Consider the following 24,036-nt stretch of genomic DNA (forward strand, 5'->3'; position numbering starts at 1 on the left):
TTACGCCTCTTGCTTTTCAGCTTTGATTCTTGAAACTATAGCTAGCAATGAGAACAAACTTATAGCTATAAGCACCCAAAATCCCCATGTAGGATAAGAGTGAGTAGTAAACTGTGCAACTTTACCATCACCAAATACCGTTGGAGTAAACGGTTTTATCTTAAATGCTCCCCAAGCATGCATATGATGTCCAAACCAATAGAGCCAGTAAGCATAAAATCCTAAAAATATAGCCGGAAGTGCAACAGGTATAAACATCAAAAGATTGAGTATCTTGCTATCATATAGTATAAAATAGACCAAAAGAAGTGCTAAAAATACCAAAGCGTAAGGTGCTAGCATCCTAAGATAAGGCGCTCCTCTTTTCATAGGATCCATACCTATAAAGTGGTTTATAGTATTCATCTCATGAACATCTCCGCTAAATCCATCAAAATGATAATAAACAGGAATACCCTCAGGGAATGCCTCTTTTGGATAATTTGGAGCTTCAAGCGCAACATACCATATAGGGGCTGTTACCACATTTAGTTCCGCATCATTTTTGATCATGTTCATCAGATGAACTTCTCCAGTTTTTTTAAGATCCTCTTTAACCGCATCAGGGGCATTGGGACTTACATATCTTCCTTTTTGGTAAAAATTCCAAGTCTTTTCCATCAAAGGAGTTATCTTGTTAACTTGGTCAGTTTCAACCAAATCCTGGATATTGTGGGTAAGAACTGCCGGTATTACAAACCAGTACAGCAACATACCAAGAGCAATAAGCGCAAAAATCCTTGATTTAAGAAGGGATTTATTCATCTTAGTTTCCTTTTTAAAATTTAGAAAGTATTATATCGTAATAATATTGATTTTGTATTGATTTTCATCAAGTCACAAAAGTGTATTTTTAAGTTAATTATAAGATTACACCCTGCTTTAACAGCAGGGTGTAATTTATCTTAGAATAGATTTGCGTTTTTATCTATCCACTTGAAGTATTCGATCATATCTTTAACTTGTTTCTCAGTCATACCTTGGTTAGGCATTCTAAGGTTAAAGTAATGGATCATTGATTTTACATAAGGATTGTCATACATTTTTTCAGGATGTAGTATCCACTCAGTTACCCATTTCTCACCATTTGGATGTCTTTGAAGAACACCTGTCAAGTCTGGGCCTGAGCTAACTTTTCCTATAACGTGACAACCGCCGCATCCGCCTTCGTCAAATGCTATCTTACCTCTTTTAGCAGCAGGACTCATAGGAGTAGCAAGTTTGCTTACAAGAAGGTCTCTAGCTCTGATACCGACATCTGCAGTTTTAACCATATATTGCCAAATCATATTTTCAAAAAGTATCGCTTTTTCAATATCGCCGGCTTTCAAAGCTTTATTGGAAAGTTCTTTTTGTTTTTTGATTTTGCCGTATTGATCAAGTGCATCAGCAACTAAATTTTTAACTACAGGGTATTTCTCATAGTGATTTTCTTTTAAGAATTTAACAACACTTTGGATAACTTTATCTGTAGCTTCATTTACCGCAACTGTTTTTTTGTACTCTTTCATTAGCTGAGCTTTACTCATATGAACTCTAGCTATTTTTTTAGCACTTACATATTTTTTGTTAGGATCTTTAACTAGCAAGTATCCCATCATCTCCAAGTGAAGTGCAGAACAGAACTCTGTACAATAGTAAGGGAATACACCCTCTCTATCAGCTTTGAAAGTAAGTGCAACTGTTTTACCAGGCTCAAGTGAAGCATGTACATTGTACTGATCAACAGTGAAACCGTGTGTCTCATCTTCGGCTCTTTCAAGGTTGGTTAGGTAGAATGTTACAGTATCTCCAAGATTTACATTTACATGCTCAGGGTTGATATGGCTTCTTACCAATGTTCCATAAACATATACATGCTTTCCTTTTCTAACTATTTTTTCTTGACCTGCAAGAGTTTTACCTCTATGAGGTTTGTCTGTAAAAGGATTGTATCCCATTTTATATCTAACATAAGGTTTAATCTTACTTGTTCTTATAGCAACTGCCTGGTGAGGCTCACCCAAACCTATAGGTAAATCATAAAGCATTTGCATCTTTTTGCCTCTTATGTCGATAAGCTGATGGTTTTGTGGGTGCAAAGGTCCAATTCTGTCAAATCTATCTATAGATAGTTTGTTTAGAGCGATGATATAATCACCTTGTGGATCCTCTGATTTTCCTTCCATACCGCAAAGGTGACCGATGTTGTAGTTAACATTGATCCTGTCAGATACTTTACAAGTTAAATAACTCCACCTTACAACCTGGCTGTCAACATATAGTGAAGTATATATTTCACCTGTTTTCTTCCAATGTTTACCCATTTGGTTGTGCAATGGTCCAAGTCCCAACTCTGCTTGACAATGTAAAGCTTTTTTCATATCCAAAATCGGGATACCAAAAGGATCATGTCCTGCAAACTCTTTGTTTTTAAAGAGTTTCATCATCTTTTTAAAGTCATATACAGAAGCGTGGGTATCTAGTTTACCGCAAACTACTACATACTTTCCATCAGGAGTTACATCAACACCGTGTGGTGATTTTGGCTCTGGAACCAAAAATAGACAATTGTTTTTAACTGCAACATCTATAGGTATAACTTTATGTCCATTTATAACTTTTACATTTTTTGGATCTTTAGCAAGTTCAGCCAATTTTTTCCAGTTATATACTTGTAAAAAGTCAGTATCATTTCTTGAACATCCTGCCTCAAAAGGAGGAAGACCTTTTTCAATACCACCTGTGTACATCTCTGAGTTAAAGCTGTTTGTAAAGCCCCAACCATAACTTACCTCTTTACCTGCATCGCTCAAATCTTGCATATATGGAGGCAACTCTATAGTAAATGATTTTTTAGGATTGATTTTTCCTGTTTTGTGGTTAAATTTCCATACTGTAACGCCGCCTCTGTAACTATCAACATACTCACTCATAGGGTGCCAATTGTTATCAAGTGGAGCCGCATACTGACAAGCTTCCAAGATATACTCACTGTTTGGAGTAAAGAAAGCTCCACCGTGGTCACTTTTGAAAACAGGGTTTACAACTATCTGCTTTGTAACAAAGTCTTTCAAGTCTATAACGGCAAGTCTCGGGTTTGCTTTATCGTTGATAACAAGCCACTTACCGTCATATCTTCCGTTTGTCTCGGAAAGTCCCGGGTGGTGAGTATCACCCCATGTGATTTTCTTACCTCTTATATTTCCTTCTGCTAGGACTTTTTTGGTGTCATCATCATAACCCCATCCTTGCCAAGGCTCCGGAGTAAATACGCCGATATACTTTAGTATCTTCATAGAAGGTACACCATATACCAATATTTGTCCCGCCTGTCCTGTTGAACTGAAAACGAGATACTTGTCTCTTCCACCACTTGGCAGATATGTCTTAGCTGCGGCTAAAAGATCTTGTTGAGATAAGTGTCTTTCTTTCATCACTTTCTCAAGTTCACTTTGAGCCGAAAGCAAGGTCATACCAACCATTGTACCTAGTGCAACGGTAGCTACTTTTCTAACCATTTGCTTCATAGATCCTCCTTAAAAAATTTTGAATTTCTGTTTTTACACACCAAACATAATTCTATGGTGGAATTATAGTTAAATTTATGTTAAATATCATTGATATTCATCAAGTCATAAATGTGTCATTTTAAGTTTTAACTTTATATTATTTTAAGTTTATATCCTAAGATGCCTGCATTATGGGCTTATCTAAGTATATTATCATTTTTGATGATATTTAAAATAACTATAAAAAAATTGTAAATTTTTTATGATTATGTTAAAATACGCCACGATTTTGACAAACTATCAAGGAAGTGACCATGCGAACAGATGACAAAGAGTTAAAAGAGGCTGCAAAAAAAGAGTTGGACAAGCTCACAGAAGCAAGAACCGAGTTTTACGAATATCTTGACACTCACATACCAAAAGCGGGTGAGCAGTTTGATTTTAGCGGCGATCCGTGCCTTAATGCAAAAGATATCTATACTCTTTTTTACAAGCTTGACTACCAATCAAGAAAACTAAGACCATATCTTGTAAAAGCTTACAATCTTAAATCAGAATAAGGCTTAAGTTGTCTTACATAATTATAAACAAGTCAAATTTTTTTCATAATTTAACTCTAATTTCCAAGCAAATCGGTGGCATAGAAAAGCTTTTTGTCGTACTAAAAGACAATGCATACGGTCACGGTTTGGAAGAAATGGCAAAACTATCTTGTGAGTATGGAGCCAAAAGATGTGCGGTAAAAACCTGCAAAGAGGCTCTAAGAATTCGAGATTATTTTGAGTATACTTTAGTCTTAAGTGATATCCCTGACACAAAGATGGAGAATGTCGGAGTTACCATAAACTATATAGATAGTATAAAAAAGATACCAAGGGGCTCTTTGGTTGAATTGAAAGTAGATACAGGGATGCATAGAAACGGTATAAAATCGGAAGAACTCGAGAGTGCTTTAAAGCTCATAAAGCAAAATCATCTCATTTTACAAGGAGTTTTTACCCATTTTAGAAGTGCCGATGTGCTAAGTAGCGAATATTTTTGGCAAAGGGAAAATTTCAAAGAGGTTAAAAAAAGAGTTAGAGAACTTTGCAGTCAGTTTGAAATTCCTCAACCATACTTTCACTCCCATAATTCAGCCGCAATTTTTAGAAACTCAGACTTTGATGAAGATTATGCAAGAAGCGGCATAAGCATATATGGCTACCACTACTTAAATCCTCCTTTGCAAAATCCTCCTTTGCAACCTGTTTTATCTCTATGGGCAAACAAAATGAGTCAAAGGGTGCTTAAAAAAGGAGAAAGAGTAGGATATGGCGGGGTTTTTGAAGCCAAAAGAGATATGATTATCTCTACTTATGATACGGGGTATGGAGATGGACTTTTTAGATATGACGGACTTGGCGATTTAAAAATCGCAAACGGTAAACCGATCCTTGGAAGAGTATCTATGGATAGCTTTTCCTTAGAAGGAGATGATGAAAAAGTATGTGTATTTAACGATGCTACGGATTTTGCCAACTATTTTAACACCATAACTTATGAAATCATCACCAATCTATCACCAAATATAAAGAGGATTATTGTCTAACTACTTATAAATATCCTTACGATGACTTATTTTGATAATTTCAACTGTTACTATATCCTCAAAAATCTCATATATGATACGATAATCTCCAACTCTAAATCTAAAAAAGTTTGATAAATCTCCAACTAATTTTTTACCACTATATGGATTTTCTACCAAAGCCGTTTTTATCTTTGCAAGTATCCTTTGTTGCCAAACTTTATCTATCTTTTTAAATCTTTGATAACTTTATCATCTATGCGCATCTTGTAATGCACTCTCTAACTCTTCCAATGATATTAAATGTCTATCTTTACTATTTTTTCTACTCAATACCTCATAATAATCTTCCAAATCTTGAAGATAATTTTTAAGTGCTTCTTTGATAAAGAAACTTTTTGGTCTTTGTGTACTCTTAGAAAGTTTATTTATACAATTTTCCATCTCTTTAGGAAGTCTTACACTTAGCATATTTTCTCCTTGTATCACATGTATGACAATTATAGCATAATAACTTATAGTTGTATAGTATTAATTTTTGAAAAAATCCTCTATCGTTTTTGCATGCTCCTCTTTTTGGGAAATATTTCCGTATATTTCATGTTTTAACTCTTCAAGTCTTTTTACTCTATCTTCAGTACTCGGATGGGTAGAAAAAAGTGAAGCGAAAGATAAATTTTTTCCCGCAAAAGGATTGACGATGAACATATGGGATGTCTCTTCCGTAGCACCGTGTATGATGCCTTGCTTGTTATAATTTTCAAGTTTGATGAGTGCACTTTGAAGCCACTCAGGATGACCTGTCAGCTTTGCCGCTCCCGCATCCGCTTCATATTCCCTACTTCTACTGATAGCCATCTGTATGATGGATGCCGCTATAGGTAGAAGTATGGCGAGCATGATCATGACAAATGGATTTGAACCCCTGTCATCATCTCTTCCGCCACCAAATATCGCGCCCCACTGCATGATATTGGCTATCCATGCAATTGCTCCTGCAATTGTTGCGGCAATCGTACCTGTCAATATATCATAATGCCTTACATGGCTTAACTCATGAGCCAAAACTCCTTCTATCTCCTCTTCGTTTAGAAGATCAAGTATCCCCTCTGTTACCGCCACTGCAGCATGAGAAGGATTTCTTCCCGTTGCAAAAGCATTTGGGATGCGATCCGGGATGATATAAACTTTTGGCATAGGAAGCCCTGCTTTTTTAGCAAGTCTTTCAACTATAGCATAAAGCCCTGGTGCACTTTGCTTGTCAACTTCTACAGCATTATAGTGGGCCAATACCATCTTGTCAGAGTAAAAATAACTCACAAAGTTCATAAGTCCTACAACAACAAGCGCAAAAAGCATACCGCTTTGCCCACCAAACATAGCCCCTAACCACATAAAAAGCAAAGTCAAACAAAACATAAGCAAAAAAGTCTTAAACTTTTCCATTTAACCCCCACTCTCAATTCTCAATTAACCACCACACTCCATCTATCCCGTTCATTGCCGCCCATTCAAGCTCTTCAACGTTTGTTACGGGCAATATTATCTTCATATCGAACATATATTCATTTGCTATATCTTGAGCGGTTTTAGAAAACTCTTTATCAACCAAAGCAAAAGCACACTCCAAAGCATTTGCATAAACAAGCTCTTTTATGGTTTCTACTCTCATAGCGTAAGATATGGAGTTGTCTTTGCAATACTTTGCCAACTTTTCATCATAATCAAATAAAACGGTTGAATTTGATGGGGTATTTTTTAAATCTTCAGCGGAAATTATCTCATAAAAAGGTAAACCATCATTAAATATATCACCAAAAATTAACATCAATCCTCCCTTCACCATTCACCATTTACCATTCACCCTTCACCATTCATACACTCTTTTGAGCAGTAGAATTTTCCATTTTTTATAAAAGCTTCTTTTGATGATATAAAGGTACCGCATTCGCAACACTCCACCATCTCTTCACTGTCACCGTCATCTTTTTTGGAGGTTTTTTCATCTTTTGATGTTACGCTTTTATTTTTAAAAAATAGCACATAAACCGCATATATGATCGCTCCTAAAATCAGCCACTTAAGTATCATTGTACACCTTTTATATAGATATATCTTCTATTATTGTTTTGAATCATATCATATTTTATATTATCCAACTCTTTTGAGGCATTACTGCCTTTGTATAGAAGAAATTTTGTTTTATCATTTATAAATTTTTTCGATAGTTCAAGTAAAAGTTTTGTATCGGTTACCGCTCTTGAAACTATCAAATCCACAAAAAACGGTTCACACTCTTCTACTCTTTTACTTAATATATCCATATTTTTCAACTCCAACTTACTTTTTGCCAAATGCAAAAAAGCACTCTTTTTCTTTATAGGCTCTAGCAAAGTTACCTTTTTTTCAGGATAAAAAAGAGCTATGACAAGCCCGGGGAACCCTGCCCCACTTCCAATATCTAGAATATTTTTATGACTTTCTAAAAATTTCTTAGGATAAATACTATCTTCAACATATCGTAAAATATCCTCTTTGGTTTTTACACCGCTTACATTATGGATCTTATTGTAAGAAAGTAACAAATTACAAAATATATCTATCTTCCTGTCAAATTCATTCTCAATTATCAATTTTCCATTTTCCATTTTATATCAAGTGTCCCATTTTTTCCTTTTTGGTCTTTAAGTAATTTTCATTATATTTGTTGGATTCCATGATGATAGGCACTCTTTGGGCTATGGTGATATCTTTTAAACTCTCTATCTTTTTTGGATTATTGGTAAGCAGTTTTATCTTGTCTATACCAAAATATTTCAGTATAAATTCTACCATTTCGTAACTTCTCTCATCATCGCTAAAACCCAACTGATGGTTAGCTTCAACAGTATCATACCCCTTATCCTGTAAAGCATATGCGTTTACTTTGTTTAGCAAGCCTATGTTTCTTCCTTCCTGCCTTAGGTATATGACAAGCCCACCCTCTTTGGCTATCTCTTTCAAAGAGTACTCAAGCTGATCTCTGCAGTCACACTTCAAACTCCCTATGGCATCACCTGTTAGGCATTCACTGTGCACTCTAACAAGAGGAGTATCACCCAAAGGCTCTTTTATGATAGCAAGATGCTCTTTTTCACCTTGCTTGAAGGCTATGATCTCAAACTCACCAAATCTTGTAGGCAGGTTCGCTTTTTGCGAAATTTTTATATCATCCATTTAACTTTTGTCTCTTTTTATCTAAATTTTGGTAAAATTCTTAAGTTTTAGTTTCACTTCGGTTTTTACCGGTTCTGAAGGCGTCCATTTGTGCACGATGCACAAATAGCCTGAAGCCTTAGGAATTATTGCAGGATGCAATTTCGAGAATAAGGTAAAAGCTGAAGTGAAACTTAAACTTAATTGGCTAATGTTGCGCTAAAACAAATATTGCTTATAATTTTATCTAAAATAAGGAAAAAAGATGTTTAAGAGATTTAGAAGATTAAGAATTAATGAAAATTTAAGAAATTTGGTAGTTGAAACCAAACTTAGCAGTGATGATTTTATATATCCACTTTTTATAAAACCGGGTAATGATATAAAAAAAGAGATAGACTCAATGCCCGGAGTTTATCAAATGAGTATAGATAACATTTTAAAAGAGTGTGAAGAGTTGAAAACTTTGGGACTAAAATCCATCATACTCTTTGGAATCCCTGAAGTAAAAGACTCCATAGGAAGTGATGCCTTGTGTGATCATGGCATCATAGCAACTGCTATAAAAGAGATAAAAAAAGCCCATCCTGATATATTTGTCATAACTGATCTTTGCTTTTGTGAGTACACCGATCACGGACACTGCGGCATACTCGATATAGAGCATGAAACAGTTGATAATGATAAAACTCTAAAAATACTTGGCGAACAAGCGATCATACACGCAAAAGCCGGAGCGGATATGATAGCACCAAGCGGTATGATGGATGGCATGATAACCGCTATAAGAGAGGCACTTGATAATGCAGGTTTTATCAATCTTCCGATTATGAGTTACTCTACCAAATTTGCAAGCTCATACTATGGACCATTTCGTGATGTAGCAGAATCTGCTCCAAGTTTTGGAGATAGAAGAAGTTACCAAATGAATCCCGCAAACAGAAGAGAAGCTATAAATGAATCACTTGAAGATGAAAAAGAGGGAGCCGATATACTGATGGTAAAACCGGCTCTTGCTTATATGGATATCATAAGGGATATAAGAGAGAGAACACTTTTACCTTTAGCAGTTTACAATGTCAGTGGCGAATACTCTATGCTTAAAATGGCAGGGAAAATGGGACTAATTGACTATGAAAAAGTAATGATGGAAACTTTGACAGGCCTTAAAAGAGCTGGAGCTGATATCATCATAACTTACCATGCAAAAGAGGCTGCAAAACTTTTAAAATAACTACGCATACATTTCAAACTTGTCAAAATCGTTAAAAATCTTATCAAAAAGTTTTTTTGTATTTTGGACAAGTTTGTCATTTTGTTTAAAAAGAGAAAGAATATTATCCATATTTTTAACTGTTTCATCTTTTAGCATATTTTTCATATCATCATTTTTTGGTTTTGGCATGAGTGATTTGAACTTATTTGAAAGATGAAGTATATCTTTATCGTTGATGATTTTATCACTTTTTTTGATATTTTCTAAAAATTTATGAAACATAGGTCTTATAAGTTTCATAGCCTTTTCTATCTCTTTTTTATCATTTTCATCTATACCGTTTCCACTGTATGAAAAGTCGTATCCATATTCATGTCTTAAACTCATAGATAACTTTTTTGAAGAGTCATCTTTTATAAAATCACTCTCAAGCTCTTTATTGTCATACATAGATAGGGATATTTTATCACCGCTGCTTGTTTGAAGGTTGAAGGAAAAACTGTTTTGTGAAATATCGAGTTGATTAAGACGCATCATAACAATTCCTTTTTGGTGTATTGTTATGATGTAGATCGTCTAAATTTTAGTAAAGTTTATAAAATTCATCAAGAAGTGTATCTATGGTCAAATCATGCTCATTTAAAAGATTTAGCAGATATTTTTCAGATGCTTCCATACCATCTTTTTTCTCTATCTCTACAAGCTCTTTATAGATAGGCAAAAGTGTATCGGTCAATTTTTTTGAAATCGTTTTTCTATAAGCGGTGTAACCTGTGATCTCTCCCGTATTTATATCTTTTTTAAAGTCAAAGTGTGTAAAAACCCAGTAGTATCTTCCGTCTTTTGCAAGATTTTTAACCGCAAGATTTATGTTCTGTCCGGCTTTTAGTCTATCCCACAGGATTTTAAAAGCTACTTTTGGCATATCAGGATGCCTTACTATGCTGTGCGGCTGACCTATCAACTCATCTTTGGAATACCTTGAAATCTCGGCAAAATAGTCATTACAGTCTGTTATGATACCTTTTAAATCGGTACTGCTTTCTATATATTTGGTATTGTCAAGTATAATCTCTTCATCTATCGGTTCAGGTCTTTTCATACATCTTCCTAAAAATTTTTTTGCATTATATCAAAAAAGACTTATAAAAATGATTATTTTTATCTTTAACTTTTATTATCAACTTTTTTTTATATAATTTTAGGTAGTATATTATCTTTTTTAAAAGGATATGACAATGAGACACTTTTTGACACTTGACGATTTTACAAAAGAAGAACTAGATGAGATAATCGACATTGCCTTAGAGATAAAAAATGAGTTAAAAAACGGTAAAGTTATCCACAGAATGAAAGATAAAAGCTTGGCTATGATATTTGAAAAGTCAAGCACCAGAACAAGAGTCAGTTTTGAAGTAGGCATGACTCAATTAGGCGGTCATGCACTTTTTTTAAGTTCTCGTGATACTCAGCTTGGAAGAGGTGAGCCTATCAAAGATACCGCAAGGGTTATAAGTCGTATGGTCGATATGGTTATGATAAGAACTTTCAAACAAAGCGATATAGAGGAGTTTGCCAGATATTCAAAAGTTCCTGTCATAAATGGTTTAACCGATGAGTTTCACCCTGTTCAGCTGATGGCGGACTGGATGAGTATGGTTGAGCTTGGCAAAGACAAAGATCCAAAAGTTGCTTATATAGGCGACGGGAACAACATGGCTCACTCATGGCTTATGCTTGCTTCAAAGATGGGATTTGAGCTTAGAATCGCTACTCCGAAAGGTTATGAAGTAGATGAAGATATCCTAAACAGAGCTTTAGAAAATGCAAAAAAAAGCGGAGCAAAGATAACTATAGGAAATGATCCGGTTGAAGCGGTGTCTGGGGTCGATGTAGTTACAACCGATACTTGGGCATCCATGGGTCAAGAAGATGAAAAGAAACAGAGAGAAGTTGCTTTTCAAGGATACAAAGTAGATACAAACTTGATGAAAAAAGCGAAAAATGATGCTATATTTTTACATTGTCTTCCTGCATACAGAGAGCAGGAAGTGAGCGAAGAAGTTCTTGAAGGAAAACAGAGTGTCATTTTTCAAGAAGCTGAAAACAGGCTTCATGCACAAAAAGGTATAATGGTTTGGTTGGATAACCATAGAGGGGGAGAGTAAAATGAATGAAAATGAAAAAGTGCAAAATGCACTTGATAAGATAAAGATACTCTCAAAAAAGATAGGTATCGATGAAAATCATGAAAAAACCATACTAAACCTTGAAGATACCGATAATCCTGAGAAAAAACTGCTTACTCTTCAAAGCGGAAACTGGGAAAATGAGGAGCCGTGGTTTGTCATAGACAAAAATGGCAAGATTCACACCATGCTCTCTTTGGATACACTTTTACATATAGTAAAATCCCTTAAAGTCGCTCAAGAGGAAAATTTCAATTTAAAACTCGAAAAAAGTATTTGGCAAAATGTACCCATAGATTTTCAAGATGTATGGGTAGTGGCAATGGATGAGATAAAAAAAGAGTTGGCAAAATCAAAAGATAAAAAATCATTTGGTATAGATATAGACAAAGTAGTCAAAGATATAAAAAAGAAATATCCAAATCTGTTTCTAAATCTTGACAAGTATTTGTCCGGGACAAATCAAGAGGATATGATATGAACAAAGAAAGCAAAAGCGAGATAAATTTCGATAAATTTTCCAAGTATTCAAAACCGGGACCTAGATATACCAGTTATCCTACCGCTCCGGAGTTCCATGAAAACTTTGATGAAAAGGCATATATAAATGAACTGAAAAATCAGGATAAAAACAGGTCGTTATCTCTTTACTTCCATCTTCCTTTTTGCAGATCGGCTTGTTACTTTTGTGGATGCAATGTGGTTTATACTTCCAAAGAAGATAAAAAAGAGAGATATATATCATATCTTAAAAAAGAGTTGGAGATACTTAGTAGGTATCTTGATATGGACAGAAATGTCATACAACTTCATTTTGGCGGTGGAACACCTACATTTTTCAACGATAAGCAGTTGGATGAAATCATAAAACTCATAAGAAAATATTTTAAAAACTTCAGTGAAGATGCTGAAATAAGCTGTGAAATAGATCCTAGATACCTAACTCAAAAACAGCTTGATGTTCTCATAGAAGGTGGTTTTAACCGTATAAGCTTTGGTGTTCAAGACTTTGATGCAAAAGTTCAAGAAGCCATACATAGAATACAACCTTATGAAGTAACTGAAAAAACAGTACAAATGGCAAGAAAAGCTGATATAACATCTGTAAATATGGACTTGATATACGGTTTACCGTATCAAACTCTTGAAACCTTTAAGGCGACACTCGAAAAAGCTATCAGTTTAAATCCAGACAGATTTGCCATTTTCAACTATGCTCATGTGCCCTGGATGAAAAAAACTATGAGAAAGATAGATGAAACCACGCTACCAACCCCATCAACAAAACTTGAGATACTAAAATATACCATTGATTATCTAACATCAAACGGTTACAAGATGATTGGCATGGATCACTTTGCAAAACCAAGCGATGAACTTTTTAAAGCTATAGAAAAAGGTGAACTTCATAGAAATTTCCAAGGGTATACCACAAAGGGCGGAGCTGATCTTGTTGGTATTGGACTTACAAGCATCGGCGAGGGAGTATCACACTATGTACAAAATTACAAAGATATGAAAAGCTATGAAAATGCTCTTGATGATGGCAAACTTCCAGTTCACAGAGGCATCAAACTAACTCAGGATGATATCTTGCGAAAAGCGGTCATTATGGAGCTTATGGCAAACTTCAAACTGGACATCAAAAGAGTGGAGAGTGAGTTTGATATAGATTTCAAAGAGTATTTTAGTGATGCTCTGGATGATTTAAAAGAGTTTGAGAGGGAGGAACTTGTGGACATAGACGACGATCATATAAAAGTAAGTCCAACCGGAACGATGCTTATAAGAAATATATCCATGCCTTTTGACGCATATCTAAAAAAGATACCGGAAAGCAAAAGAAGATTTAGCAAAACGGTTTAGTACTAAAGGATTTGATTGAAAACCACAAAAGATATATTTAGCAAAGTAGGCGATCAGTGCATAAAATGCGGTAAATGTATCCCCACTTGCACCATTCACAATGTAAATGCAGATGAGGTAACATCACCAAGGGGGTTTTTGGACCTTTTGAGTGCTTATCAAAAAGATGATCTTGAACTTGATAAAAATGCAAAAGATATATTTGAGAGTTGTTTTTTATGTACAGCTTGTACTGAAATCTGTCCAAATGACTTGCCTGTGGATATGGTTATCGAACAAGTCAGAGATGATATAAGACAAAAGTATGGACTTGCATGGTATAAAAAACTATTTTTTTATCTCTTAAGGCACAGAAAAGTGATGGATCTACTGGCAAAATTCGGTTATGTATTTCAAACATGCGGGTTTAAAATACATGAAAAACAAAGTGCCATGGAGCCTAGATTTTCATTGCCTATCATAAAAAAGGATAGATTTTTACCAAGTGCCAAGTCAAAAACTTTTCTTAACTCATATCCCGAAGTGATAAAAAACGGCGGGAAACAAAAAGTTGCCATTTTTATAGGGTGTCTTGCAAATTATACTTATACGGATATTGGAAAAGCTCTTTTAAAAATTTTAAAAACTCTGGAAGTTGATACCTATCTTATCAAAAACCAGTTATGCTGTGGAGCACCTGCATACTTTACCGGTGATTTCGATACTGTTGATTACTTGGCAAAACACAATATAGAATACTTTGAAAGCTTTATAGATGATGTAGATGCCATCATAGTTCCTGAGGCTACCTGTTCAGCTATGCTTAAACAAGACTACTTACACTTTTTTCACGATAAACCTGAGTGGAAAGAAAGAGTGGAAAAATTAAACAAAAAAATCTATATGGCAACCCAATGGCTTGAACAAAAAACGAATCTTTCTGAAATTTTGGAAAAAAACGGTAAAAAAATGAGTGAAATCATCACTTACCATGATCCATGCCATGCCAAAAAAATGCAAGGGATCTTTAAAGAGCCAAGAGAGCTTATAGGTAAGAACTATACCATAAAAGAGATGAGTGATCCAAACAGATGCTGTGGATTTGGCGGAGTTACCATGCAGAGTGAGAAATTTCATCTTGCAAAAGCAGCAGGCCTTCCAAAAGCCGCCATGATAGATAACAGTGGTGCTGATATAGTCAGTGCGGAGTGTAGTGCATGCAGAATGCAGATAACAAACTCACTTCACTACAATGATTCAAAGGTGATTTTTAAAAATCCGATAGAATTAATCGCTGAAGCGATTGATGGGTAAAGAAAATGCAATACTGGAATCATATATATCAAAATTTCTCACCTATAGCATTTAACATAGGAGGTATAGCAGTACATTGGTACGGTATAATGTATGTTTTAGCCCTTTTATCTGCTCTTTATGTCGCAAAACTTATCGTAAGATACGACAAATTACCTATCAAACAGTCCGAACTTGACAATTATTTCATATGGGTTGAGATAGGGGTTATACTTGGCGCAAGGCTTGGATATATACTGTTTTATGACCCTCATACTATGTATTATATGACTCATCCTTGGCAGATATTCAATCCTTTTATGGATGGCAAGTTCGTAGGTATCAGTGGTATGAGTTACCATGGTGCAGTCATAGGCTTCTTGCTTGGAAGCTATCTTTATGTTAAAAAATACAAAACGAATTTTTGGCTTTTGATGGATATCGTAGCCATTGCCGTACCTTTTGGATATATATTTGGAAGGATTGGCAACTTTTTAAACCAAAGACTTATAGGAAGAGTAACCGATGAGCCTTGGGGGATATATGTCGATGGTGTTTTAAGACATCCTTCACAACTTTATGAAGCATTCCTTGAGGGATTTTTGGTATTTATACTTCTCTTTTTATACAGAAAACATAAGAAATTTGATGGAGAACTTATCATATTATACGGTATATTGTATGGGATAGCCAGATTTATTGCAGAATTCTACAGGCAACCGGATATCCAGCTTGGTTTTATATGCTGTGGATGGATGACAATGGGACAACTTCTTTCTCTTCTAATGATAGCGGTCTCCGTGCTATTTTATGCTTACAAAAAACAAAAAACATCTTCAAATGTTTAAACAATGTAAAAAAAATCTAATAACTAATCACCTGACCCCTAAAATATTAATTTTATCAAAAAAAGCCTTGAACTTAAAACAAAATTTATATTTTAAAGAGTAAAATACTCTTAAGTTATGTCCTTTGGCTCCCTATATTTCAACAATGTATAGGTTGTGTAAGGACAAAATCAATATAAAGGATCTGCTTTGGAAAAGGCTGACATTATAGAAAGCTTAACAGGTGTAAGCGAAGAGAGGAAAAAGAGTAGAATTCCTGCTAAACTTGATTTTTATCAAAGTGCGACAGGATTGTTCTTAGGACTTTTTATGTGGGCACATATGATCTTTGTATCGTCTATACTTTTAGGCAACAATGCCATGTATGACATCACAAAGATGTTTGAAGGTAAGTTTATATTTGGTGAAGGCAAACCTATCTTAGTTAGCATTTCCGTATTTGTGGTTTTTATGATCTTTATCATTCACGCAGGACTTGCTATGAGAAAGTTTCCTATAAACTATAGACAATATAAAACTTTTAAGACTAGCATGAATCTAATGGGTCATGATGATACCAAGATGTGGTTTATCCAGGCTTATACAGGATTTGCGATGTTTTTCTTGGGCTCGGTCCATTTATATACCATTATGACAAAAGCCGATAAAATCGGGCCTTATGCATCAAGTGACAGAGTTGTCAGTGACTGGTTTTGGCCACTTTACATACTCCTTCTTTTGGCGGTTGAATTTCACGGTGCCATAGGACTTTACAGACTTTGTGTAAAATGGGGCTGGTTTGACGGTGACAATCCAAAACAAACAAGAGCAAATCTAAAAAAAGCTAAAAAAGTGGTTACGGTCATATTTTTAACCTTAGGTGTGCTTTCACTGGCTGCTTACATCAAGATAGGTATCGCACACAAACATCAATATGGACAAAGATATGTCCCTACTTCATCAATATCCATACAATACAATAAAAACGGAAAGGTAGCATAATGAAAGTTGTTTATCATGATGCTTTGATCATCGGAGGAGGACTGGCAGGTCTTAGAGCTGCGGTCGTTGCCCAAAAAAGAGGTTTGAATGCGGTGGTACTATCACTTGTTCCTGTAAAGAGATCTCACTCTGCAGCAGCCCAGGGGGGTATGCAAGCAAGCTTGGCAAACTCCAAAATGGGACAGGGTGACAATGAAGATGTCCACTTTGCAGATACTGTAAAAGGAAGCGACTGGGGATGCGATCAGGAAGTTGCAAGAATGTTCGTTACTACCGCTCCTAAAGCCATAAGAGAGTTGGCAGCTTGGGGAGTTCCATGGACAAGGATAAAAAAAGGCCCCAGGAATGTTGTCATAAATGCTCAAAGAACGACTATAGTAGAAGATGAAAAAGCTCACGGACTTATCCAATCACGTGACTTTGGCGGTACCAAAAAATGGAGAACATGTTTTACATCAGATGCTACCGGTCATACCATGCTTTACGGTGTTGCCAACGAAGCTATAAAAGATGGTGTAAATATAGAAGATAGAAAAGAAGCCATATCTATCATCAACAAAGACGGCAAATGTTACGGAGCGGTCGTAAGAGACTTGGTAACCGGTGAACTTTCAGCCTATGTGGCAAGAGCGACTTTGATAGCGACCGGCGGATACGGAAGAATTTATCAAAATACCACAAATGCGGTCATATGCGAAGGTATAGGTCAAGCTATAGCACTTGAAGCAGGCGGATATCTTGGCAATATGGAAGCAGTCCAATTTCACCCTACCCCGATAGTTCCTTCAGGCATTCTTTTAACAGAAGGATGTAGAGGTGACGGAGGTATCCTAAGAGATGTTGACGGACACAGGTTTATGCCTGATTATGAGCCTGAGAAAAAAGAGCTTGCAAGTAGAGATGTCGTAAGTAGAAGAATGATGGAGCATATAAGAAAAGGTAAAGGTGTACCTTCTCCATATGGTCCTCACTTGTGGCTTGACATATCAATACTAGGAAGAGAACACATAGAGAAAAACTTGCGTGACGTTCAAGATATAGCCAAAACTTTCAATGGTATCGATCCGGCTGATGAAGGCAAAAAAGGATGGTTACCTGTACGCCCTATGCAACACTACTCAATGGGTGGCATAAGAGTCAAACCAACAGGAGCTGCTTACAACATGGAAGGTTTGTTTGCCTGCGGTGAAGCGGCATGCTGGGATCTTCACGGTTTCAACAGACTTGGTGGCAACTCAGTATCTGAAACTGTTGTATCAGGCATGATAGTTGGAAATTACATGGCTGACCACTGTGAAAAAGTCGATATAGATTTTGATACGGACTTCATCAAACAACAGATCAAAGTACAACAGGATTATATCGACGGCATCATCCACAATGACGGTGGTGAAAACCTTTATGATATAAGAAGAAGAATGAGAGAGATAATGGATGAAAAAGTCGGTATCTTTAGAACTGGAAGTGAGCTTGAGGAAGCCGTTGAAGAGTTGAGAGAACTCTATATCAAAAGTAAAAAAATATCCATTAAAAATAAAAATACAGACTTCAACCCTGAACTTGTAAATGCTTATAGATTGCCTAAAATGTTAAAGATAGCACTTTGCGTGGCAAAAGGAGCAAGAGACAGAACTGAAAGCAGAGGTGCTCACTACAGGGAAGATTTCCTAAAAAGAGACGATGCGAACTGGCTAAAAAGAACTCTGGCCTCCTGGGGATTTGAAGATGACAATGAGCCTATACTTACTTATGAACCTCTTGATATAATGAAGATGGAAATGCCTCCTGCCTTTAGAGGCTATGGTAGAAAAGGTATGATCATAGAAAATCCTTTGAGTGCAAAAAGACAGGAAGAAGTTGATGCCATCAGAGAAAAAATGGAAACAGAGGGAAAAGATAGATGGGAGATACAGGATGCTTTGATGCATTTTGAATTACAACCTGAATATAAAAGAAAAAATGAAAGATTAAATGAGCCTTTAGGAGATGACGATGAGTAATGAAGGAAGAGAATTAACCATAACCGCGTTAAAGTACGATCCCCAGGTAAAGGCTTCAAAGCCGCATTTTGTAGAGTATAAACTAAAAGAGACTCCAGGTATGACTCTTTTTGTCGCATTAAATTATATAAGAGAGCATCTTGACTCGGATTTGTCATTTGACTTTGTGTGTAGAGCCGGTATCTGCGGTAGTTGCGGCATGATGATAAACGGTAAGCCTAGACTTGCATGTAAAACTTTGACAAGTGATTTTGAAGATGGCAAGATACAGCTACTTCCGATGCCTGCTTTCAGGCTCTTAAAAGACTTGTCGGTCAATACAGGAGAATGGATGCACGGAATGTGTGAAAGGGTTGAAAGCTGGATACACTCTTCTAAAAAAGTTGATATCGCAAGACTTGAAGAGAGGGTCGAGCCAGAAAGTGCGCAAGAAACTTTTGAACTTGACAGATGCATAGAGTGCGGTATATGTGTAGCAGCTTGCGGCACAAAGATAATGAGACCCGATTTTGTAGGCGCAGTAGGTCTAAACAGAGTTGCTAGGTTTGAAGTCGATGTTCACGATGAAAGAACTACGGAGGATTTTTACGAGTTGGTCGGTGATGACAATGGAATCTTTGGATGTATGACACTTCTAGGATGTGAAGATAACTGTCCTAAAAATCTGCCTCTACAGACTAAAATTGCCTACATGAGAAGAAAACTAGTAGAACTTAGATAGCATAAATGCCGCACTGCAAAGTGCGGCAACTTAGGGGAGAATTATTGGACTTCTCCTAATACCTATAACCCTAAACAGCTTTTTATATCTGTTTATAGGCAAGGCAGAACTGCGAAGCAATAGTCATTCTATTTCAAGTAGTTCTAACGCGGCATATAGACAGATATAAAAAGCCCGAAGGGAAGCCAAATAGAGCGCACCTTGGCACAAAACCTACTTTCAACTTAGAATAACTAAGCTCTCAAGTATGTTTTGCACCAATGTACACTCTCTTTGGCTTCTGTTTATGGTTATAGGTATTAGGAGAAGTCCATTGAATCTAGTTGAAGATTATTTTCTACTTTACCATGGCATAAGATATCATCAAAAACACTGCTTTTTAAATCTAAAACTTAAGATTGAAAATGATTTTTTAGAAATTGCGGCTATATTTTTAGCGGTAAATAGGAAAAATTATAACAATTTTCTATCTACTCCTATTTTTCAAAAGTTTATCGATGATTATTTTAAAAGCCATACTACCAACTTGGATGACATATACGAATACCAATACAATATCTTTGAATTTTTTATATCAAAACTTTCCAAAAAAGAGCTCGGGCTCCTTTTGGAATATTTTATTTTTTTGAAAAACAGTGGCATCATAACCACAGAAGAATATAACAAGCTTGCCAATATAGTTCAAATCATCATAAAGAAAAAAAGTTCTCATTCGATACATTTGGTACCAAAAGATGATCAACCGAGAGAAAAAAAACAGGATTTTTTGCATACTCAAAAAAATATGATCCTAAAACTCGTAAAAGAGTATGAAGAGATATCAAATGAACACTTGGATGATCTTAGAGATATATTTGACAGACAGAGATTTTCTATCGGAGTTACCGGTATCATAAACGCCGGCAAATCGACACTTTTAAATGCACTTATGAAAGAAAGTCTACTTGGCACTTCCGTAGTGCCTGAAACAGCAAGTCTGACTATCATCAAATATGCAAAAAATAAAGAAGCTATCGTTAGGTTTTGGAATGAAAAAGAGTGGGATAAAATTGAACAGCAAGCAAAGCATCTGAAATCCATCTTGGATTTCGTCAAAGAAACCAAAAATTTTTTCGGCAATGATTTAAAAAAATATATACAACCCAAAAACAGAACTATCAAGATAAACACCGGTGAACTTTCACGTTATACTTCAGCAAATGATGCCTCAAAATTTTGTAACTTGGTAAGAGACATAGAGCTTTATAGTGATGTGGAATTTTTAAAAGAGGGTATAGAGATAGTCGATACTCCGGGACTTGATGATCCGGTTATCCAAAGAGAAGAGATCACAAGATCATATCTTGGCAAATGCGATACTCTTATGCACCTGATGAATGTCAACCAGGCAGCCACCATGAGTGACATAAATTTTATAATCGATACTGTGCTTTATCACAATATTTCCAAGCTTATCATAATTCTAACCAAAGCCGATACCGTAAACAAAGAAGAGCTGGATGAAGTTTTAGAATATACAAAAAAGAGTATCAAAAAAGTTTTGCGAAATATCAACAAGGGTGAAAAATATGATTTTTTAATCTCGAAACTGGAATTTATTCCAGTTAGTGCAAAGATGGCACTCTTGGATCAAGCAGATAAGCAAAGATATGAAAGAAGTGGTATTTTGAAAGTCGAAAATCTTCTTAAAACCCTGATCTTTGGAAAAGAGAACCAAAAAAATCAAATCCTCATAAACTCGGTAAAACTTAAACTATTGGATATCATATCAAGCAAGATTGAAGCGATCACTCTTGAACTGGAGCTCTTAACAAAATCGGATGAAGAAATCAAAGAGTTAGTTAAAATCTTAAAAGCCCAAAAAGAGAAAAATAAAAAACTGTTTGAAGATATTGAAAATGAAATAAAAATAGAAAATTTCTACATAAAAGAACAGTTACAAATATCAAAAAAGATAGTTTTTGACAAAATATCTTCTCTTGGAGAGCTGTTAACGCAAAGAATTGTCGATGACATCAGATATGAGCTAAAAAACAACAAATCACTCCCCAAACTTGAAAGGATAACCTATATATTTGAAAGCGGGAAAAAAGACGGACTTTTTGATATAATTAGAGATTATAACTATGCTCTTTTCAAACAGATATCATCCTCCAAAGAAAAGCTCTCAAGCAGGTTTGAAGATATCTCTTTGGATATCGATACCGAATATGACTGGAAACTTGATAATGAATTTGTAGATAAAATCATACTGAGCAACAATACCCTTGTAACCCAAAAGATTTCTACCTTGCTTAAAAGTGCAAAACTAAAAAATATGGATAAATTCCAGCAGGAATTATCAAGTCTTATAAGAAAACACTTGGATGATTTAAAAGATTCTTTGGATGAAATGCTGAAATCTCTGGATAAAAAAAGAGTTAACGAGTATACTAAAGAGGTGGACAAACCTTTAAAAAAATTGCAAAAATCAATAACTCAAAAAGAGTCAATACTTAAACAAAGAGTAAAAGAGACAACTCTTTCGCAAAAAGAAAAAAATGAAAAAACCGGTAAGCTTTATGAAAAATTAACAGGTCTTAGAAAACTAAACGAGAAATTGACAAAGGTTACATCTTGAAAATACTGAAAATTTTTGTCAAAGAGTTCAATGACATAAACCGCAAAGAGATAGAATGCGGTGACAATATAATAGATAAAATAAAATATGTAAAAAATGAGCTTACAAAAAATGAATTTTATCCTTCACTTACTTTGATAAACGTCCTCAACAAGCTCTCCATTAGAGCAAACGAGCCCATGAAAGTAGCTATAACAGGACAATTTTCAAGTGGCAAATCCACTTTTTTAAACGCTTTGATATCCAAAGAGATACTACCCACAGGCATAACTCCGGTAACTTCAAAAGTAAATTTCATAAAATACGGCAATGAGTACAAGCTTGAGATACATTACAATGACGGTCGCATAGAGTTTCATCCCGTAGGGGCGTTAAAAAATTTTACGGACCAGAGAGAAAACACCAAAGATATCAAATACTTGACACTTTACGTTCCATATGATACTTTAAAAGATATAACTTTCGTAGATACTCCTGGGTTAAATTCCCAATCCGTCGATGATACAAAAACGACGATGAATGTTTTAAAAGATGTTGACGGAATTATTTGGCTCACTCTCATAGACAACGCGGGAAAACTAAGCGAGCAAAAAGCCTTGAATGTACTCTTGAAAAATTCAAATATCAAGTCACTTTGCGTCTTAAACCAAAAAGATAGGTTTTCCAACCTAGAGTTAGAAAAAACGATAGCCTATATAAAAGAAAAATTCTCAGATTTTTTTGATGAAGTTATCCCTATCTCGGCAAAATTGGCTTTGAAAGCCAGAAAAAATGACAAACATCAAATCATACAGGAAAACATAGATAAACTCTCAAAAGTTTTCAAAAAAGAGTTGGAAGAGAGGATACAAAACGATATATCATTTTTCGCAAAGGAGTATGAGGATTTTAAACAGAATATTGATGAGATACTGGATGCTGATTTTAGCCAAAATTTGAAACTTTTGGAAGATTCAAATATAAATAGCGTCATAGATTTTATAGAAAACGAGATAAGACCTTATGCCAACAAGGCTAAAGAGACATCTATAAAAAATGATATACTTGGAATTTGTGATATACTTATAGAGCAGTACAAGATCATTGTAACCGTTTTTGACAAACTATCGCGTATTTTACAAAAATATCATAAAAATTTGGATGAATTTTTCAAAACTCCAAAAATTAGATATACCAAAGAGCTAAATATGGCTTATAGTGAACTTGAAAAGATCATGCTACTCATAAGCAACGAAATATACTCAAACTTAAACAGTTCTACCAAATACAGATATCATGAAACAAAAGGCTCTCTTTTATCTAAACATCACATAGAAAAAATCCCTTACGAGATGCCGTGGTTCGATAGTGAAAATATATATAAAAATCTTTTTTATGATGATGAAAAAATCGAAAAACTTTTGAAAAAAGTTATAAGAGATTTGAAAAAGAGTGAACAAAATGCAAAGAATGATATCGTTTCTTTATATGAAAAGTTGGAAAATGATATAAAATCTTGGCAAAATCTTTACGAGCATACTTCCAAAAATAGAGAAATATCAAGTGACAAAGAGTTTGCAAATTTAAGAAGATTTGTCGGGGGAGTTTACGAAAAGATTTTAAAAGATTTTAGCGATACAAATATGCAAAGTATAGCCAAACTAGAGTATGACTTTGGCTATATACAAGGTGCTTTGGAATTTAACTATCAAAATGCGACAAAAACAACTGTAGCATTTTTTAAAAGAAGGATTTACGAATCGATCGCTTTTTTTGAAGAAGATCCGCTAAATTTCAAGATATATAAACCCTCTGACAAAGAGATAACAGAACAGATAAAGATACATTTTTCATTCAACAAGCTTGAGAGCTTCATAAAATCAAAAAGGAATTTTCTGTATAAAAACATAGAGGAATTACAGAAAAATTTTACAGCTCTCCTGGTAGAAAAGGAAAAATTCATCCAAAGCAAAAAAGATATGTACTCTAAAAAAATAGACAAAATCGAAAATATCCTCAGAAAAATAAAATAATATTTGCTATATAATCACA

The 24,036-nt window shown here is 35.1% G+C and carries 24 protein-coding genes; 13 read left to right on the forward strand and 11 right to left on the reverse strand.

The genetic code is table 11. The features are described 5' to 3' along the window. A complete protein-coding gene (locus ACZ47B_RS05845) occupies positions 1-804 on the reverse strand; it encodes a cytochrome C (protein WP_464893609.1) in 804 nt (267 codons plus the stop codon). 140 nt (positions 805-944) lie between these two features. Next, on the reverse strand, positions 945-3,548 hold the full coding sequence (gene nosZ / locus ACZ47B_RS05850; RefSeq protein WP_464893610.1) for a Sec-dependent nitrous-oxide reductase: 2,604 nt from the start codon (positions 3,546-3,548) through the stop codon (positions 945-947). Between the two features lie 296 nt (positions 3,549-3,844). On the opposite strand from nosZ, the gene ACZ47B_RS05855 reads away from it, so the two are divergent. Continuing rightward, positions 3,845-4,090 (forward strand): hypothetical protein, encoded by a 246-nt coding sequence (locus tag ACZ47B_RS05855; RefSeq protein ID WP_464893611.1) that lies wholly within the window; start codon positions 3,845-3,847, stop codon positions 4,088-4,090. Between the two features lie 8 nt (positions 4,091-4,098). Beyond that, positions 4,099-5,118, forward strand: coding sequence for an alanine racemase (locus ACZ47B_RS05860; protein ID WP_464893612.1), 1,020 nt, complete (start codon positions 4,099-4,101; stop codon positions 5,116-5,118). On the opposite strand, the gene ACZ47B_RS05865 is transcribed toward ACZ47B_RS05860, so the two are convergent. From ACZ47B_RS05865 to ribA, 7 genes are all read right to left on the reverse strand, one after another. Then, positions 5,119-5,277: a type II toxin-antitoxin system RelE family toxin gene (locus tag ACZ47B_RS05865; RefSeq protein WP_464893613.1), complete on the reverse strand. Its 159-nt coding sequence runs from the start codon at positions 5,275-5,277 to the stop codon at positions 5,119-5,121. 72 nt (positions 5,278-5,349) lie between these two features. Next, positions 5,350-5,568 carry a type II toxin-antitoxin system RelB family antitoxin gene (gene relB, locus ACZ47B_RS05870; RefSeq protein WP_464893614.1) on the reverse strand — a complete coding sequence of 73 codons (219 nt, stop codon included), beginning with the start codon at positions 5,566-5,568 and terminating at the stop codon, positions 5,350-5,352. Positions 5,569-5,628: 60 nt separating this feature from the next. Beyond that, on the reverse strand, positions 5,629-6,543 hold the full coding sequence (htpX, locus tag ACZ47B_RS05875; RefSeq protein WP_464893615.1) for a zinc metalloprotease HtpX: 915 nt from the start codon (positions 6,541-6,543) through the stop codon (positions 5,629-5,631). Positions 6,544-6,556: 13 nt separating this feature from the next. Continuing rightward, on the reverse strand, positions 6,557-6,925 hold the full coding sequence (locus ACZ47B_RS05880) for a hypothetical protein (protein WP_464893616.1): 369 nt from the start codon (positions 6,923-6,925) through the stop codon (positions 6,557-6,559). 32 nt (positions 6,926-6,957) lie between these two features. Further along, positions 6,958-7,188: a PP0621 family protein gene (locus tag ACZ47B_RS05885; RefSeq protein ID WP_464893617.1), complete on the reverse strand. Its 231-nt coding sequence runs from the start codon at positions 7,186-7,188 to the stop codon at positions 6,958-6,960. Next, positions 7,185-7,730 (reverse strand): 16S rRNA (guanine(527)-N(7))-methyltransferase RsmG, encoded by a 546-nt coding sequence (rsmG, locus tag ACZ47B_RS05890; RefSeq protein WP_464893618.1) that lies wholly within the window; start codon positions 7,728-7,730, stop codon positions 7,185-7,187. The genes ACZ47B_RS05885 and rsmG overlap by 4 nt, the downstream gene beginning before the upstream one ends. A gap of 16 nt (positions 7,731-7,746) precedes the next feature. Continuing rightward, entirely contained in the window at positions 7,747-8,313 is a 567-nt protein-coding gene (ribA, locus tag ACZ47B_RS05895) for a GTP cyclohydrolase II (RefSeq protein WP_464893619.1), read from the reverse strand. 244 nt (positions 8,314-8,557) lie between these two features. Here ribA and hemB point away from each other — a divergent pair, with 244 nt between their 5' ends. Continuing rightward, positions 8,558-9,526 (forward strand): porphobilinogen synthase, encoded by a 969-nt coding sequence (hemB, locus tag ACZ47B_RS05900; protein WP_464893620.1) that lies wholly within the window; start codon positions 8,558-8,560, stop codon positions 9,524-9,526. On the opposite strand, the gene ACZ47B_RS05905 is transcribed toward hemB, so the two are convergent. After that, positions 9,527-10,045, reverse strand: coding sequence for an ATP/GTP-binding protein (locus tag ACZ47B_RS05905; RefSeq protein ID WP_464893621.1), 519 nt, complete (start codon positions 10,043-10,045; stop codon positions 9,527-9,529). It abuts the gene before it with no gap. Positions 10,046-10,091: 46 nt separating this feature from the next. After that, positions 10,092-10,610, reverse strand: a complete 519-nt coding sequence (locus tag ACZ47B_RS05910) for a PAS domain-containing protein (protein ID WP_464893622.1) — start codon at positions 10,608-10,610, stop codon at positions 10,092-10,094. A 136-nt stretch (positions 10,611-10,746) separates the two neighbouring features. Here ACZ47B_RS05910 and argF point away from each other — a divergent pair, with 136 nt between their 5' ends. The 10 genes from argF (at position 10,747) to ACZ47B_RS05960 (ending at position 24,017) form a co-directional block, all read left to right on the forward strand. After that, on the forward strand, positions 10,747-11,676 hold the full coding sequence (gene argF, locus ACZ47B_RS05915) for an ornithine carbamoyltransferase (protein WP_464893623.1): 930 nt from the start codon (positions 10,747-10,749) through the stop codon (positions 11,674-11,676). Between the two features lies 1 nt (position 11,677). Next, a complete protein-coding gene (locus ACZ47B_RS05920) occupies positions 11,678-12,178 on the forward strand; it encodes a DUF2603 domain-containing protein (RefSeq protein ID WP_464893624.1) in 501 nt (166 codons plus the stop codon). Then, positions 12,175-13,563: an oxygen-independent coproporphyrinogen III oxidase gene (hemN, locus tag ACZ47B_RS05925; RefSeq protein ID WP_464893625.1), complete on the forward strand. Its 1,389-nt coding sequence runs from the start codon at positions 12,175-12,177 to the stop codon at positions 13,561-13,563. Before ACZ47B_RS05920 ends, hemN begins: the two co-directional genes overlap by 4 nt. Before the next feature lie 15 nt (positions 13,564-13,578). Further along, entirely contained in the window at positions 13,579-14,856 is a 1,278-nt protein-coding gene (locus ACZ47B_RS05930) for a (Fe-S)-binding protein (RefSeq protein WP_464893626.1), read from the forward strand. 5 nt (positions 14,857-14,861) lie between these two features. After that, positions 14,862-15,683, forward strand: coding sequence for a prolipoprotein diacylglyceryl transferase (gene lgt / locus ACZ47B_RS05935; RefSeq protein WP_464893627.1), 822 nt, complete (start codon positions 14,862-14,864; stop codon positions 15,681-15,683). Between the two features lie 189 nt (positions 15,684-15,872). Beyond that, positions 15,873-16,664, forward strand: a complete 792-nt coding sequence (locus ACZ47B_RS05940) for a fumarate reductase cytochrome b subunit (RefSeq protein WP_464893628.1) — start codon at positions 15,873-15,875, stop codon at positions 16,662-16,664. After that, positions 16,664-18,664: a fumarate reductase flavoprotein subunit gene (locus tag ACZ47B_RS05945; RefSeq protein WP_464893629.1), complete on the forward strand. Its 2,001-nt coding sequence runs from the start codon at positions 16,664-16,666 to the stop codon at positions 18,662-18,664. The genes ACZ47B_RS05940 and ACZ47B_RS05945 overlap by 1 nt, the downstream gene beginning before the upstream one ends. Next, positions 18,657-19,385 (forward strand): fumarate reductase iron-sulfur subunit, encoded by a 729-nt coding sequence (locus tag ACZ47B_RS05950; protein WP_464893630.1) that lies wholly within the window; start codon positions 18,657-18,659, stop codon positions 19,383-19,385. Before ACZ47B_RS05945 ends, ACZ47B_RS05950 begins: the two co-directional genes overlap by 8 nt. Positions 19,386-19,698: 313 nt before the next feature. Next, a complete protein-coding gene (locus tag ACZ47B_RS05955; RefSeq protein ID WP_464893631.1) occupies positions 19,699-22,005 on the forward strand; it encodes a dynamin family protein in 2,307 nt (768 codons plus the stop codon). Then, a complete protein-coding gene (locus tag ACZ47B_RS05960) occupies positions 22,002-24,017 on the forward strand; it encodes a dynamin family protein (RefSeq protein WP_464893632.1) in 2,016 nt (671 codons plus the stop codon). Before ACZ47B_RS05955 ends, ACZ47B_RS05960 begins: the two co-directional genes overlap by 4 nt. Positions 24,018-24,036 lie beyond the last annotated feature (19 nt).

It is taken from the genome of Thiofractor thiocamini, assembly GCF_055384375.1.